Genomic DNA, 14531 nt, shown 5'->3' with positions numbered 1-14531 from the left:
CGGTGGGACCAAAGCCGCCCGGTGGCACGGCCGTCGGGGTGGGGAGCCTCAGAGGAGGCGTTCGACCGTCTGCTTCTCCGAGGAGCGCTGGGCCGCGGCGATGATGTCCAGAGCCGTGACCGCGTCGGCGGGATCCACCGGCGCAGGCCCGTGGACCGTGAGGGCTTCGACGACCTCGTCGTAGAACGCCTGGTAGGCGCCCGGCTCGCTCGGAACCTTCCGCGTGGTCTCGCCGTCGCCGAGCTCGCCCCAGATGTCCTCGGGTTCGCGGCCCCAGGTGTCGTCCGCGGGCCGCTTGCCGGCGCGGAGGTCGGCTTCCTGCGGGTCGGTGCCGTGCTTGGTGAACGTGCCCTGGTCGCCGAGCAGGCGCAGGCGCGGACCGGACACGGCCGCGAGCTTGCTCATCCACAGGTGCGAGCGGACGCCGTTGGCGTGGGTCAGCGAGACGAACGAGTCGTCGTCGGCGCGCACGCCCGGCCTGCGGCGGTCGATCTCGGCGTAGACCGAGGCGACCGGACCGAACAGCTGCAACGACTGGTCGATGAGATGACTGCCCAGGTCGTAGAGCAGTCCCGCCACGTCCTCGGCGCCACCGGAATCGCGCCAGGTGGGCTTCGGCTGCGGCGCCCAGCGGTCGAAGCGGGACTCGAAGCGGTGCACCCGCCCCAGCTCGCCCCCGGCCAGCACCTTGCGCACGGTGCGGATGTCGCTGTCCCAGCGGCGGTTCTGGAACACCGTCAGCAGCAGCCCTCGATCGCGGGCGTGCTCGATGAGTTCGCGCCCCTCCTGCGCGGTCGGCGTGAAGGGCTTGTCCACCACCACCGGGACACCGGCGTCCAGCGCGGCCTTGGCGAGCTCGACGTGCGTGCGGTTGGGCGTCGTGATGACCACCAGGTCGGGCTCGCGGGCGAACAGCGCCTCCATGCCGGCCACCGGCTCGGTGCCGGGGTGATCGGCGCGCACCTGCGCCTGCCGCTCCGCGTTCGAGGTGACCACCGCGTCGAGCCGCAGCCGCGGGTTGGCGGCGATCAACGGCGCGTGGAAGATCGCTCCACCCGAGCCGTAGCCGACGAGTCCGACCTTGAGTTCGTGCTGTTCCGAGCCGTGCATGGCCCCATTAGACACGTCGCGCCGCACCGGTCCGTCAGGGTGTCAGGCCGAGACCTGGCGCGGCGGGCGGGCGTTGTCCTGCCCCGGGCAGACCAGGCCGGTCTCGTAGGCGAGGATCACCAGCTGCGTCCGCGAGGAGATCTGCAGCTTCTGCATCACGTGGTAGAGGTGCGATTTCACCGTCAGCTCGGCCAGGCCGAGGTTGCGGGCGATCTCGGCGTTGGAGCCGCCGCGCGCGACCTCCAGCAGCACGTCCACCTCGCGCTCGGTGAGCACGGACAGCTCGCTGCGGGCGTCGCGCACTCCCAGCGCGGCGAAGCGCTGGAGCAGCCGCTTGGTCACCCGGGGCGCCAGCAGCGCCTCGCCCGCCGCGACCGTGTGCACCGCCTTGACCAGCTCCTCCGGACTGGCGTCCTTGAGGAGGAATCCGCTGGCCCCGGCGCGCAGCGCGCCGTAGACGTACTCGTCGAGGTCGTGCACGGTCAGCATGATCACCGATGTGGTGCCATCGGTCTCCGCGAGGATCTCCTGCGCTGCCGCGATGCCGTCCTTGCCCGGCATCCGCACGTCCAGCAGCACCACGTCCGGACGTCTCCGCCGCACCGCGGCCACCGCCGAGTCACCGTCGGAAGCCTCGGCCAGGACGCGCAGTCCCGGCTCGTTGGACAGCAGCGCGACCAGTCCCGCGCGGATCATCGCTTGGTCATCGGCAACCAGGACGGTCGTCTCCGCAGTTCCCACCGAGCCTCCTAGGTCCTGGCGGCCTGACATTTCGGCTCAGGCCAGGTCCGAATTTTCCGGGCACGGTAACACGGCCTCAAGGCGAAAACCGTTCATGACTGGATGTGCTGTCAAAGTTCCACCCAGCAGCGCAACGCGTTCCCGCAGGCCGATCAATCCATGACCCGACTGTTGGTGCGCAGGCCGCTGCTTCTGGTCGTCCAGCGCGCTGAGCTCGTTGGTGACCTCGATGCGCACCGTGGTCGGCGCGTACTCCACGAGCACCCGCGCGCGGCCGGCTCCGGCGTGCTTGAGCACGTTGGTCATCGCCTCCTGGGCGATGCGGTACGCGGTCATCTCCACGGCCTGCCCGAGCTCGCGGACGGGGCCGCGCCGGTCCAGCTTCCAGGTCACCTGGCCGCCCCGGACCGAGTCGACCAGGGCGTCCAGGCCGTCCAAGGTGGGCGTGGGTTGCCAGTCGACGGTTTCCTTGCCGGTCACGTCGCGCTCGCGCAGCGCCGTGAGCATGTCCCGCATCTCCCCCAGCGCTCCCCGCGAGCTGCTCTCCAGCTCCTGGAGCGTCTGCCGGGCGTGGTCGGGATCGCGGTCGATCACCGCCCGCGCCACGCCCGCGCGCAGAGCCACCACCGACAGGTTGTGCGAGACGATGTCGTGGAACTCCCGCGCGATCCGGGCGCGTTCGATCGAGGCCGCGTCGGCGGCCAGCTGATCACGCGCTTCGTCCAGCAGCGCCAGCGTGCGTTCGAGCTGATCAGCACGTCTGCGGCCGATCTGCACGGCGTAGGCCAGGCCGACGACGATCACCAGGTTCACCACGGCCCCGATGACCCGCAGCGCGCCCATCAGCGGGCCCATCTCGTAGGCGATCGCATCGGCGACCGGGTAGAACATCGCCAGCCCTGCGGCGGCCACCATCATCGACGGCGTGCTGCGCACGCAGACCGAGTACAGCGCGACCTGGATGACCAGGTTCAGCGCACCGATGCTCAGCTGGAAGGCGCTCAGCCCGGACGCCGTCGCCACCAGCACGAACAGCACGGTCCACGGAGCCCGGCGACGCAGCGGCAGCAGCAGGCCGGCCGGCCCGCCGATGGCCATCGGCACCCACCACGGCATCCACGGCGGGTGGTCGGCCAGCGCGGCGTCGAAGACGTAGAGCACCGACGCGGCGAGCACGAACGCGACGTCGCCGAGCGTCACGCGATGGGTCAGCGCCCACTGCCAGAACCCCGACTTCGAACGGGACAACACCAGCCTGCCGACGACCTGGTCCATCGCACCTGCCTGTCTGCAACGGGGCTCACGGAGCCGAGCGCGGCCCCGTCGGCAACACGTGCCGCGAACACCGGAGTCGGGGGTTCCGGCATCCGCGGCACGCCGTTCCCGTCGCACCGGCACGCCGAACGACGGGCCCAAGATCTTGCCCGCCGTTCGGCCCCACCTCATCCGTCGAAAGTGGGAGTGTAGAACGCTCCGTGTCGGACCGACGACTGATCAGTGGCCGCGAGCCACCCATTCGTCGAATTGCGGACGGACTTCGCCGATCGTTGTCGACTCTCCGTGTCCAGGGTGGACCTTGGTCTCCGGCGGCAGCGGCAGCAACCGATCCCGGATCGAACCGGTGATCACGCCGAAGTCCGAGTAGGAACGCCCGGTCGCACCCGGACCACCGGCGAACAGCGTGTCGCCGGTGAACACCACGCCTTCGCTCGGCGCGTAGAAGCACACCGCGCCCGGCGCGTGACCCGGCGTGTGCAGCACGTGCAGCTCCCCGCCGCCGACTTCGAACACCTCGCCGTCGGCCAGCTGCCGGTCGGGCTCGCGGTCGGGGTGGGTCATGTTCCACAGCACCAGGTCGTCCGGGTGCAGGTGGATGGGAGCGCCGACCGCGTCGGCCAGTTCCGGCGCCCGGCGCACGTGGTCGTCGTGAGCGTGGGTGCACAGCACGGCGCGCACCTTCCGGTCACCGATCAGCTTCTGGATCGCGGGCACGTCGTGCGGCGCGTCCAGCACCACGCACTCGGAGTCATCGCCGATGACCCAGGCGTTGTTGTCCACTTCGAACGTCTGGCCGTCCAGCGAGAAGGTTCCGGACGTGACCGCGTGGTCCATTCGCAAAGTCATCTTCACCACCAGGTTTCGGGGTTCGGGGTTTGAGGAGGTGTTGCTGGACCGTCGCACCGACGCCGTCCGGCGAGCACGCCGCGACGCCGCGCGCAACGAGTCCGGCTCAGGCCCTCAGAAGGTCACCACGGAGCGGAGGACCTCTCCGCGGTGCATCTTGTCGAACGCCTCCTCGACGTCGCCGAGGGCGATCTCCTCGGTCACGAACTTCTCCAGCGGCAACCTGCCCTGCTGGTAGAGCTCGACGAGCATCGGGAAGTCGCGTTCCGGCAGGCAGTCGCCGTACCAGGACGACTTGATCGCACCGCCGCGGCCGAAGACGTCCAGCAGCGGCAGGTCCAGCGTCATCTCAGGCGTGGGAACGCCGACCAGGACCACGGTTCCGGCCAGGTCGCGGGCGTAGAACGCCTGCTTGAAGGTTTCCACCCTCCCGACCGCGTCGATCACCACGTCCGCGCCGAAACCACCGGTGAGCTCCCGGATCGCTTCGACGCTGTCCTGCTCGGCGGCGTTGACCGTGTGCGTGGCGCCGAAGCCCTCGGCCCAGCTCAGCTTCTTGGGGTCGGTGTCCACCGCGATGATGCGCCGGGCACCGGCCATCGCCGCTCCAGCCACGGCGCCGTCGCCGACACCGCCGCAACCGATGACGGCCACGCTGTCGCCCGGCCCGGCCTGACCGGTGTTGACCGCCGCGCCGATGCCCGCCATCACGCCGCATCCCAGCAGTCCGGCCACCGCTGCCCGCGCCGAGGGATCGACCTTCGTGCACTGACCGGCGTGGACCAGCGTTTTCTCCGCGAAGGCGCCGATTCCCAGCGCCGGGGACAGCGGCGTGCCGTCGGTCAGCGTCATCGGCTGGGAGGCGTTGTGGGTGTCGAAGCAGTACTGCGGGCGACCGCGCTTGCATGCCCGGCAGACCCCGCACACCGCGCGCCAGTTGAGCACCACGAAGTCACCGGGCTCGACGTCGGTGACGCCTTCGCCGACCTGCTCCACGACACCGGCGGCTTCGTGGCCGAGCAGGAACGGGTAGTCGTCGCTGATGCCGCCCTCGCGGTAGTGCAGGTCGGTGTGGCAGACCCCGCACGCCTGGACGCGAACGACCGCCTCGCCCGGCCCCGGGTCCGGGACCTTGATCGTCACCACTTCGACCGGCTTGCCCTTGCCGGCCGAAACCACCGCCTGCACGTCGGACACGACTACCTCCTGGGACCGCGTTGTTGGGATTCGCTGCGAATACGCGCAGCCACATCGTCATATGCACGACGGGCCATCACAAGGGCTCGCCCCGCCGCGTCCCCGATCGATGTTGAACACGAAGGGTTACGTGACGACTACTGTACGATTTCGGTGGAGAGGGAGAGGGAGAGCATGGTCGACACGCGCAAGGCGGCTGTCCGGGAAATGGACATCGGACGTCCCGCCGCCGCCAGGATGTACGACGCGTTCCTCGGAGGTTGTCACAACTTCGGGGTCGAACGCGCCATGGTGGAGCGCATCGGCACCGCCCTGCCCGGCATCGCCGGCACCTACCAGGAGAACCGCGCGTTCCTGCGCCGAGCGGTCGAATACCTGCTCGCGCACGGTGTCCGGCAGTTCCTCGACCTGGGCTCGGGCATCCCCACCATCGGCCACGTGCACGAGGTGGCGCGCCGGCGCACCCGTCACTTCCGGGTCGTCTACGTGGACAACGAGCCGCTGACGGTCGCGCACAGCAAGCCGCTGCTCGCCGCCGAGATCAACGCGGCCATCACCCACGCCGACATGCGCGATCCCCAGTCGGTCGTGGAGTCCGCCGAGGTCCGGGCACTGCTGAACCTGGACGAGCCGGTCGGGCTGCTGATGTCGTCGGTGCTGCACTTCCTCCCGGACTCCGACGACCCGGACGACCTGGTGGCCGAGTACCGGTCCCGGCTCGCCCCCGGAAGCCACCTGCTCGCCTCGCACGTCACCGACAGTCACGACCCGGCCTCCGCCCGCACGCTCACCGAGCACTACGCGGAAACCTCGGACCCGCTCTTCTCGCGCGACACCGACCGCATCGAGTCCTACTTCGGCGACTTCACCCGTGTCCCTCCCGGCACCTCGTACCTGAGCGACTGGCGTCCGGACCCGGGCACGCGGACGCCGACCCCGTACCGCCTGATGTTCGGCGGTCTCGCGCGGAAGTGACGCGCCCGTCAGCGCCGGACGAACATGAGCAGGATCGCGGCGGTGATGGCGCAGACCCCCGCGGCGATCCAAGCACCGGTGAGCCCCGCGTGCTCGGCGATGAGCCCGAACAGGAGCGGGCCGAGGCTGCCTCCGAAGTAGATGCCGGTCTGGGTGAAGGAGGTCGCGCTGGCCACCCGGTCCGGGGCGATCTTGGCGACGGCGAAGTTCAGCAGACCCGGCCACGCCCAGCCCGCACCGAAGCCGATGGCGACGCCGATGAGGAACACCGTCGGCGAATCCACCGCCATCAGGCCGAAACCGAGCGAACCGATCAGCAGCATCACCGTGATGACGCGGATCAGGTCGGGGTTCTTCCGGTCGGCGGTCACACCGGCGACCAGCCGGATCGTCAGCCCCACGGCCGAACCCAGCGACAGCACCAGTCCGGCGGCCCACGGGCTGAACCCCACCTCGACGGCGGTGGTGGTGACGAAGGCTCCCAGCGCGTTGGCCGCAGCCGAACCCAAGCCGCCGGCGATCGCGATCAGCAGCAGCGCCGTGAACTTCCCGTCGGCGCCGGCCGAACCCGGGCGGGTGGCCTGCGACCGTTCGGCCTGCGGCAACCTCGGCACCGCCGCGGCCGCGACCAGTCCGATCACGCCGCCGATCAGGAACACCCAGCGCCAGCCGACGGTGAGCGCGATGGCGGGCACCGCCATGCCCGCCAGGAGCGTGGCGGCCGGGATCGACGACTGCTTCACGCCGAAGCCCATGCCCCGGTGGTGCGCCGGAATGCCTTGCGCGATCAGCAGGTTCGAAGCCGGTTGCGCCAGCGAGTTGGGCAGCCCGGCCAGCCACAGCAGTCCCATCAGCCACACCGCGTTCGGCGCGGCCGAAAGCCCGAACAGGCACAGCGAGCTGCCGAGAACGCCGATGCGCATGCCGAGCCGGGCGCCGATGCGCTCGACCACCCAGCCCATGCCGCGCGAGGACACCGACGCCACGCCGAAGAACCCGGCCGCGCCCACGCCCAGCAACGCCGCACCGAAGCGCAGGTCCTGCTGCAACTGCACGCCCAGCCCGCCGACCAGGAACACCGGGAACACCCCGACGGTCACCACCGCGGCCACCGACGAGAGCACTCGCGGTATTCCGACGCTGCGCTGTTCGACCGCCACGGCTGACATCAAGGCCCCTTCGTCCCAGGTCCTGCCAGCCTCCGGCCACGAACGATCCTTAGCAAGGCTAAGGTGACGAACCCGTCATCCCCGGAAGGCCGGGATCCCGGTCAGCGCCTGGCCGATGGTCAGCGCGTGCATCTCGCTGGTGCCCTCGTAGGTCAGCACCGACTCCAGGTTCGTCATGTGCCGGATCACCGGGTACTCCAGCGAAATCCCGTTGGCGCCCAGGATCGTCCGCGCGGTGCGGGCGACCTCCAGGGCACCCCGGACGTTGTCCAGCTTGCCGAAGCTGACCTGCTGCGGGCTCAGCTGCCCGGCGTCCTTGCGCTTGCCCAGGTGCAGCGCCAGCAGCCTGCCGTTCTGCACCCGCACGGCCATGTCGGCCAGCTTGGACTGGGTGAGCTGGAAACCACCGATCGGGCGTCCGAACTGCTCCCTGCTCGTGGCGTAGTCCAGCGCGGCTTCCAGGCAGCTGCGCCCGGCACCCACCGAACCCCACACGATGCCGAAGCGGGCCTCGTTGAGGCAGGACAGCGGCCCGCGCAGGCCGGTGACCTCGGGCAGCACCGCGTCGGCCGGCAACCGGACGTCGTCGAGCACCAGCTCGGCGGTCACCGACGCGCGCAGCGAGAGCTTGCGCTTGATCTCCGGAGCCGAGAAGCCCGGGGTGTCGGTGGGCACCACGAAGCCGCGCACGCCCTCGTCGGTCTGCGCCCACACGACCGCCACCGAGGCGATGCTGCCGTTGGTGATCCACATCTTGCGGCCGTTGAGCACCCAGTCGGAACCGTCGCGGCGAGCGGCGGTGCGCATCGACGAGGGGTCCGAGCCGTGGTCCGGCTCGGTCAGGCCGAAGCACCCGATCGCCTCACCGGCGGCCATCAACGGCAGCCAGCGCTGCTTGTGCTCCTCCGAACCCCAGCGCCAGATCGCGTACATCGCCAGCGATCCCTGCACCGACACCAGCGAGCGCAGCCCCGAGTCGCAGGCTTCCAGCTCCTCGCACGCGATTCCGTAGTCCACAGCGGACAGACCGGCGCAGCCGTAGCCCTCCAGGTGCATGCCGAGCACGCCGAGCTTGCCCAGCTCCCTGGCCAGTTCGCGGGCCTGCGGGAACTCGCCGTTCTCGTACCACTCGGCGACGTGCGGCTGCACGTGGTCGCGGCACAGGGCGCGGACGCTGTCGCGAATCGCCAGCTGCTCCGGGGTGAACTCGGCGTCGATGCCCAGCGGGTCGTGCGGGTCGAACTTCGGTCGGTTTCCACCGGCGCTCATTGCGGGTCCCTCCTGGACGAGATCGGGGGAAGCTGTTGTTCGGGATCCTCCAACCACGCGAGGACCTCCTTGTCGTGCTCACCGAGCAGCGGCGGCGCGGTCACCTCGGCGCTGCCGTGCCCGGAGAAGCCGATGGGCATCCGCACCTGCATCGCAGCGCCCCCACCTGGGTCGACCATCGGCCGCAATCCCAGCGACTCGGCGTAGTGCACGGCCCCGGACAGGTCGTTGACCTGCCCGCACGCGATGCCCACGCCCTGCAGCCGCTGCTGCCAGTCGGCGGCTGGGCGCGCACCGAGCACGTTCTCCAGCCTGCTCACCATCTCCTCGCGGTGGGCGACCCGCTGGGCGTTGGTGGCGAACTTCGGGTCGTCGGCCATCGACACCAGGCCCAGCGCCTCGCTGAGCTTGCGGAACTGGGCGTCGTTGCCGACAGCCACGGCGAGGAAGGCGTCCTCGCAGCGCAGCGTCTCGTAGGGGGCGATGCTCGGGTGCCGGTTGCCCATCCGCTGCGGCGCGACGCCGGTGGTCAGCAGGCTCGACATCTGGTTGGCCAGCGAGCCCAGCAGGCTGGACATGAGGTTGACCTCGACGTGCTGGCCCCGACCGGTCATCTCCCGGTGGCGCAGCGCAGCCATGATGCCCAGCGCCGCGTCCTTGCCGGTGAGCACGTCGACCACGGCGACGCCGACCTTCACCGGGGGCCGCTCGGGCTCACCGGTGATGCTCATCAGACCGCCCAGCGCCTGCACCACGAAGTCGTACCCGGGCAGCTCGGCGCCCTCCTGGGAGCCGAACCCGGAGATCGAGGTGTAGATCAGCCGCGGGTTGAGCTCGTGCGCGGACTCGAAGTCCAGGCCGTACTGCGCCAGCGAACCCACCTTGAAGTTCTCGACGAGCACGTCGGCGCGCCGGACCAGCTCGCGCGCGGCGGCCCGGTCCTCGTCCTGGGACAGGTCGAGGCGCACGCTGCGCTTGCCACGATTGACGGATTCGAAGTAGGAGGAGCTGCTCTCGGTCCAGGGCGGCCCCCAGGAGCGCGTGTCGTCCCCCGCGCCGGGGCGCTCCACCTTGATCACGGTGGCTCCGAGGTCGGCCAGCAGCATCGTGGCGTACGGGCCGGCCAGCACCCGGCTGAAGTCCGCGACGACGACGCCGTCCAACGGCAGCGCTTCCATGACCCCACCTCTCCGACGGCGCGCGCAGCGGCGTTCTTGCGCGTCCGGAAATTTGGATCCAATATACAGTTGATCGATGCGCGGTCAAGCCGTTCCGAGCGCCCGCGTGTCCGCACCCGACGCTGGAGAACTTCGATGCGCAGACCGCCGACCACTCAGGCCTTCGTCCTCGATGAGCTGCGCAGATCCATCGTGTCGGGAGAGCTCTCGCCCGGCCAGCCGATCCGCCAGGACACCATCGCGGCAGGTTTGGGCGTCAGCCGCGTGCCGCTGCGCGAGGCGTTGAAAACGCTCGAAGCCGAAGGGCAGGTCGTCTACCAGCCGCACCGGGGCTACTCGGTGGCCGAGCTGTCGCTCGCGGACCTGCTGGAGGTCTACCGGATGCGGGAGCTGCTGGAGTCCGAGGCGGCGCGGGTGGCCGGCGAACGGCTCACCCACGCCGATCTGACGCGCATCACCGACGCGGGACAGGACGTGGAGAAGGCGGCCGAGGACGGCGATCTGGTGGCGATGATCGCGGCCAACCGCCGCTTCCACTTCGCGCTGCTGGAACCGTGCGGGATGCCGCGACTGCTGCGCGTGGTGCGCACCCTCTGGGACGCCACCGACGCCTACCGCGCCGTCTACTACAACTCCGGCACCAACCGGGCCCGCGTCCGCCGCGAGCACGAGGCCATCATCGCCGCGGCCGAGAACCGCCGCGCCGAGGACCTCATCCACCTGCTCGCCGAGCACCGCGACCACGCGGTCGACGCCTTGCGCGGCACCATCGGCGAGGAGGGCTGGTCCGGACCGGACGGGTGATCACCGCCGGTCCGGACACCTGGGATCACTCGTAGTCGTAGAAGCCCTTGCCGGTCTTCTTGCCCTTGATGCCGGCGTCGACCATGCGCTTGAGCAGCGGCGGAGCGGAGTAGGTGGGCTCGGCGTACTCCTGGTACATCGAGTCGGCGATGGCCTTGAGGGTGTCCAGGCCGACCATGTCCGACAGCCGCAGCGGACCCATCGGGTGGGCGCAGCCCTGCACCATGCCGTTGTCGATGTCCTCGGCGCTGGCGTGCCCGGCCTCGAACATGCGGATCGCCGAGAGCAGGTAGGGCACCAGCAGCGCGTTGACGATGAACCCGGAGCGGTCCTCGGCGCGGATGGTCTCCTTGCCCAGCTGCTCGGTGGCGAAACCGCGTGCGCGTTCGACGGTCTCCTCGCTGGTGAGCAGCGACGGCACCAGCTCGACCAGGTTGAGCACCGGAACCGGGTTGAAGAAGTGCACGCCGATGACCTTGTCGGGGCGCTTGGTGGCGCCGGCGAGCTTGGCGATCGGGATGGACGAGGTGTTGGAGGCCAGGATCGCCTCCGGGTCGGTGAGCAGCTCGTCGAGCTCCTCGAACAGCGTCAGCTTGAGGCCCTCGTCCTCGGCGATCGCCTCGATCACCATGTCGCGGTCGTCGAGGTCGGCGAGGGTGGTGGTGAAGTGCAGGCGCTCCTGGGTCGCGTCGCGCTCGGCCTCGGTCAGCTTGCCCTTCTGGACCGCGCGGTTGAGCGACTTCCACAGCCGAGAGCGAGCCGCCCGAGCCGCGTCGTCGTCGATCTCGCGAACGATCACGTCCAGACCCGCGCGGGCGCCGACCTCGGCGATGCCCCCGCCCATCTGCCCGCCACCGACGACTCCCAGGCGTTCGATCTTGGTCACCACACAGTTCCTTCCGCTCCCGGCCGCACTGCCGCTACGCGACGCTATCCGGCTCGGATCATGCCAAAAACCGCCGAACGGGACCGATCAACAGTGCGCGAAGGCACACCTGATGCGCAGAGAGCCGGGTCCGCGTGCGAACCCGGCTCCCGGTCGTCCCCCGACTGTCCGACCCTGACCCCCTGTGCGGTGTCGAGGTTACCCCACTGTGCGTGTCCGGGCGCATGCGCTCCGGACATGCACGGTGGACGATCATTTCGGTCGCACGACGCCGCGATCAGCGCTAACGGGCATCCACGCGATCGACTGCAATAATCCGCCACCATGAGCAAGCAGATGCCGCCGCTGCGACGTCGGATGGTCTCGCGCGATCCCGAGGAGGGCCACCGCACGGCGACACCGCTCGAGCTGCTGTTCGACCTGTGCTTCGTGGCGGCCGTCGGCCAGGCGGCCGTGCAGCTGCACCACGGGCTCAGCGAAGGGCACTTCGCACCCACCTCGATCGGCTACATGATGGTCTTCTTCGCCATCTGGTGGGCGTGGATGAACTTCACCTGGTTCGCCTCGGCCTACGACACCGACGACGTGCCCTACCGGCTGCTGACGCTGCTGCAAATGGGCGGCGTGCTGGTGCTGGCCGCCGGGGTGCCCGCGACGTTCCACGACTACGACTTCCTGGTCGTCACCATCGGCTACGTCGTGATGCGGCTGGCGATGATCGCGCAGTGGTTGCGCGCCGCCGCCGAGCATCCCGAGGGCCGGTCCTGCGCGCTGCGCTACGCCGGCGGCATCGCGGTGGTGCAGGTCGGCTGGCTGCTGCGCCTGCTGCTGCCGCACCCCTACGGCGAGATCGGCTTCCTGGTGCTGGTCGTGGCGGAGCTGGCGGTGCCCGCTTTCGCCGAGCGCAGCGCGCCGACGGCGTGGCACCCGCACCACATCGCCGAGCGCTACGGCCTGTTCACGATCATCGTGCTCGGCGAGGTCGTGCTCGCGGTGACCGCCGCGATGCAGGAGGACGTCGCCGACGGCGGGTGGTCGGCCGGACTGCTGGAGATCGGTGTCGGCGGCCTGCTGATGATCTTCGCGATGTGGTGGATCTACTTCAAGCACTCCCACGTCCAGCGCCTCCGCGAGAACCTCCGCGGCTCCTTGACCTGGGGGTACAGCCACATCTTCGTGTTCGCCTCGGTCGCGGCGGTCGGCGCCGGGCTGGAGGTCGCCATCGACGCGGACGCGCACAAGGCGCACATCAGCGAGGTCTCCGCCGCGCTGACCGTGGCCGTGCCGCTGGTGGTGTACCTGCTGCTGACCGGGCTGCTGCACACCAGGTTCGCCGACGCGGGCGGGCGTTCGGCGCTGATCTCGGTGGTCGGTTCGGCGCTGCTCCTGGGCACCGCGCTGCTGGCGCACACCCTCGGCGTCTCCTCGGCGGTGCTGCTGCTCGGCGTGCTGATGGCGCTGCTGCTGACCGCCGGGCTGGTCACGCATCGGGAACCGGTCAGCGAAGCCGCGTGACCGCGGTTCGGGACACCTCGTTGATGTCCTCGATGGCCTCGCCGTAGCCGACCGAGCTGGGCTGGGCGGTGAGCAGGGCGACGACGTAGCGGCGGCCGGGGTCGACGACGCCCGCGCTGTGCACCCAGACCGTGGCCTTCTGGCAGCACATCCAGCCGGATTTCACCGCCTGCGCGTCCACCGCCATCAGCCCGAACTTCTGGTTGACCCCGTCCGCCGCGCGGCTCGGGGCCGCGTGCAGCGCGTCGAGGACGAAGTCGCGGTCCGCGGCCGGCATCTCGGCGAGCAGGTGCTGGTAGACGGCGGCCATGTCGCGAGCCGAGGTGACGGTGTCGCCCCAGCGGCCCGGCTCGTCCGGCGGCCGGGTCTGCTGGAGCTTCATCCGGTTCGCCGCGGCCGTGATCAGCGACGACCCGCCGTAGCGGTCCCACAGGGCGTTCATGGCCTGGTCGTCGCTGGGGCCGAGGGCACGTCGCATGGCGAACCGGTCCTGCGGGGTGACCCGGTGGCGTTCGAGCAGTTCGACGGCCACGATGACCTTCGACAGCGATGCGGAGTACATCGGCTGCTGCGCCAACCTGCCGTAGGCGACTTCACCGGTCGCGCGGTCCAGGATCGCGACGCCCACCGGGTTGCTCTGATCGGCCGCCTGCTGGTCGACCGAGGCGGTGGCGGCGGCAGGAGCTCCGGTGGGCTTCGCGCGGGCCTCCGAGACGCCGTGCTGGTTCGGCAAGGTGGCCACGGCCGAAGGCGCGCAGCCGATGAGCAGGACCGACAGCGCGGCAGCGGCAACCCCCGCCGCACCGCGGCGCGGCGGCGGAGAAGCCGGTTGCCTGCCTAACACGCAACCCCCGATCGTGACGTCCGCGTTGTGAACCCGATTCACACAACGCCTTCCGGTCACGACAGCACAGGAGGAGCGAATCCGCAGGTGGAAGCCTTACTTCCCCTATCCGGGCATCGGAGCGGCGCTAAACCACCCGATGGGTACCGCACCGGCGACCGGACGTCACCCGCGCGGCAGCAGTTCGCCGAGGAGGACACCCACACGGCGGTCGATGTCGTCGCGAATCTCGCGCACCGCGTCCACTCCCCGACCGGCCGGATCCGCGAGTTTCCAATCCAGGTAGCGCTTGCCGGGGAACACCGGGCAGGCGTCACCGCATCCCATCGTGATGACCACGTCGGAGGCCTCGACCGCATCGGTGGTCAGCTTCTTCGGGACCTCCTCGGACAGGTCGATCCCCAGTTCGCGCACCGCTTCGACGACCGCGGGGTTGATCGACTCGGCCGGCGCGGAACCGGCCGAACGCACCTCGACCTGGCCTCGGGAGCCGCAGCAGCGCGGCGGCCATCTGCGACCGGCCGGCTTGTGCACGCAGACGAACAGGACCTCGGGCACTCGTACTCCTCAGGACGTGAACCGGCGCCGCAACGCCAGCGAGACGTAGACCAGGCCGACCAGGACCGGCACCTCGATCAGCGGACCCACCACACCGGCCAGGGCCTGACCGCTGGTGACGCCGAAGGTCGCGATCGCCACCGCGATGGCCAGCTCGAAGT

13 protein-coding genes and 2 pseudogenes are annotated in these 14531 nt (G+C 70.2%); 3 read left to right on the top strand and 12 right to left on the bottom strand.

Features of this window, described 5'->3' with window-relative positions:
* Positions 1 to 48: 48 nt before the first annotated feature.
* The 5 genes from E1202_RS24465 to E1202_RS24445 all read right to left on the bottom strand — a co-directional run bounded on the left by E1202_RS24465 (position 49) and on the right by E1202_RS24445 (position 5172).
* Positions 49 to 1110, bottom strand: coding sequence for a Gfo/Idh/MocA family oxidoreductase (locus tag E1202_RS24465; RefSeq protein WP_132685482.1), 1062 nt, complete (start codon positions 1108 to 1110; stop codon positions 49 to 51).
* Positions 1111 to 1152: 42 nt separating this feature from the next.
* Positions 1153 to 1851: a response regulator gene (locus E1202_RS24460; RefSeq protein ID WP_132685481.1), complete on the bottom strand. Its 699-nt coding sequence runs from the start codon at positions 1849 to 1851 to the stop codon at positions 1153 to 1155.
* A gap of 36 nt (positions 1852 to 1887) precedes the next feature.
* Positions 1888 to 3126, bottom strand: coding sequence for a sensor histidine kinase (locus E1202_RS24455; RefSeq protein WP_132685480.1), 1239 nt, complete (start codon positions 3124 to 3126; stop codon positions 1888 to 1890).
* 219 nt (positions 3127 to 3345) lie between these two features.
* Positions 3346 to 3975 carry an MBL fold metallo-hydrolase gene (locus E1202_RS24450; RefSeq protein WP_132685479.1) on the bottom strand — a complete coding sequence of 210 codons (630 nt, stop codon included), beginning with the start codon at positions 3973 to 3975 and terminating at the stop codon, positions 3346 to 3348.
* A gap of 114 nt (positions 3976 to 4089) precedes the next feature.
* Positions 4090 to 5172 carry an S-(hydroxymethyl)mycothiol dehydrogenase gene (locus E1202_RS24445; RefSeq protein WP_132685478.1) on the bottom strand — a complete coding sequence of 361 codons (1083 nt, stop codon included), beginning with the start codon at positions 5170 to 5172 and terminating at the stop codon, positions 4090 to 4092.
* A gap of 174 nt (positions 5173 to 5346) precedes the next feature.
* Here E1202_RS24445 and E1202_RS24440 point away from each other — a divergent pair, with 174 nt between their 5' ends.
* Positions 5347 to 6147 (top strand): SAM-dependent methyltransferase, encoded by an 801-nt coding sequence (locus E1202_RS24440; protein ID WP_132685477.1) that lies wholly within the window; start codon positions 5347 to 5349, stop codon positions 6145 to 6147.
* 8 nt (positions 6148 to 6155) lie between these two features.
* Here E1202_RS24440 and E1202_RS24435 read toward each other — a convergent pair whose 3' ends face one another.
* The 3 genes from E1202_RS24435 to E1202_RS24425 form a co-directional block, all read right to left on the bottom strand.
* A complete protein-coding gene (locus E1202_RS24435; RefSeq protein ID WP_132685476.1) occupies positions 6156 to 7316 on the bottom strand; it encodes an MFS transporter in 1161 nt (386 codons plus the stop codon).
* A 75-nt stretch (positions 7317 to 7391) separates the two neighbouring features.
* Positions 7392 to 8585 carry an acyl-CoA dehydrogenase family protein gene (locus tag E1202_RS24430; protein WP_132685475.1) on the bottom strand — a complete coding sequence of 398 codons (1194 nt, stop codon included), beginning with the start codon at positions 8583 to 8585 and terminating at the stop codon, positions 7392 to 7394.
* Positions 8582 to 9763 carry a CaiB/BaiF CoA transferase family protein gene (locus E1202_RS24425; protein ID WP_132685474.1) on the bottom strand — a complete coding sequence of 394 codons (1182 nt, stop codon included), beginning with the start codon at positions 9761 to 9763 and terminating at the stop codon, positions 8582 to 8584. The genes E1202_RS24430 and E1202_RS24425 overlap by 4 nt, the downstream gene beginning before the upstream one ends.
* Positions 9764 to 9898: 135 nt before the next feature.
* Here E1202_RS24425 and E1202_RS24420 point away from each other — a divergent pair, with 135 nt between their 5' ends.
* Entirely contained in the window at positions 9899 to 10567 is a 669-nt protein-coding gene (locus E1202_RS24420) for a GntR family transcriptional regulator (RefSeq protein WP_132685473.1), read from the top strand.
* Positions 10568 to 10592: 25 nt separating this feature from the next.
* On the opposite strand, the gene E1202_RS24415 is transcribed toward E1202_RS24420, so the two are convergent.
* A complete protein-coding gene (locus tag E1202_RS24415; RefSeq protein WP_132685472.1) occupies positions 10593 to 11453 on the bottom strand; it encodes a 3-hydroxybutyryl-CoA dehydrogenase in 861 nt (286 codons plus the stop codon).
* Positions 11454 to 11777: 324 nt separating this feature from the next.
* On the opposite strand from E1202_RS24415, the gene E1202_RS24410 reads away from it, so the two are divergent.
* Positions 11778 to 12968, top strand: coding sequence for a low temperature requirement protein A (locus tag E1202_RS24410; protein WP_235878968.1), 1191 nt, complete (start codon positions 11778 to 11780; stop codon positions 12966 to 12968).
* On the opposite strand, the gene E1202_RS24405 is transcribed toward E1202_RS24410, so the two are convergent.
* The 3 genes and pseudogenes from E1202_RS24405 to E1202_RS32365 form a co-directional block, all read right to left on the bottom strand.
* Positions 12952 to 13812, bottom strand: a complete 861-nt coding sequence (locus E1202_RS24405) for a serine hydrolase (protein ID WP_132685471.1) — start codon at positions 13810 to 13812, stop codon at positions 12952 to 12954. The two genes, E1202_RS24410 and E1202_RS24405, sit on opposite strands and share 17 nt — an antisense overlap.
* A 165-nt stretch (positions 13813 to 13977) precedes the next feature.
* Positions 13978 to 14370, bottom strand: a pseudogene (locus tag E1202_RS24400) (arsenate reductase ArsC).
* A 9-nt stretch (positions 14371 to 14379) separates the two neighbouring features.
* A pseudogene (locus E1202_RS32365) lies at positions 14380 to 14531 on the bottom strand (ACR3 family arsenite efflux transporter); the annotation flags it as partial.

Source organism: Saccharopolyspora karakumensis (assembly GCF_004349225.1).
Classification (GTDB): domain Bacteria; phylum Actinomycetota; class Actinomycetes; order Mycobacteriales; family Pseudonocardiaceae; genus Saccharopolyspora; species Saccharopolyspora endophytica.
This window is presented reverse-complemented; position numbering and strand designations above follow the sequence as displayed.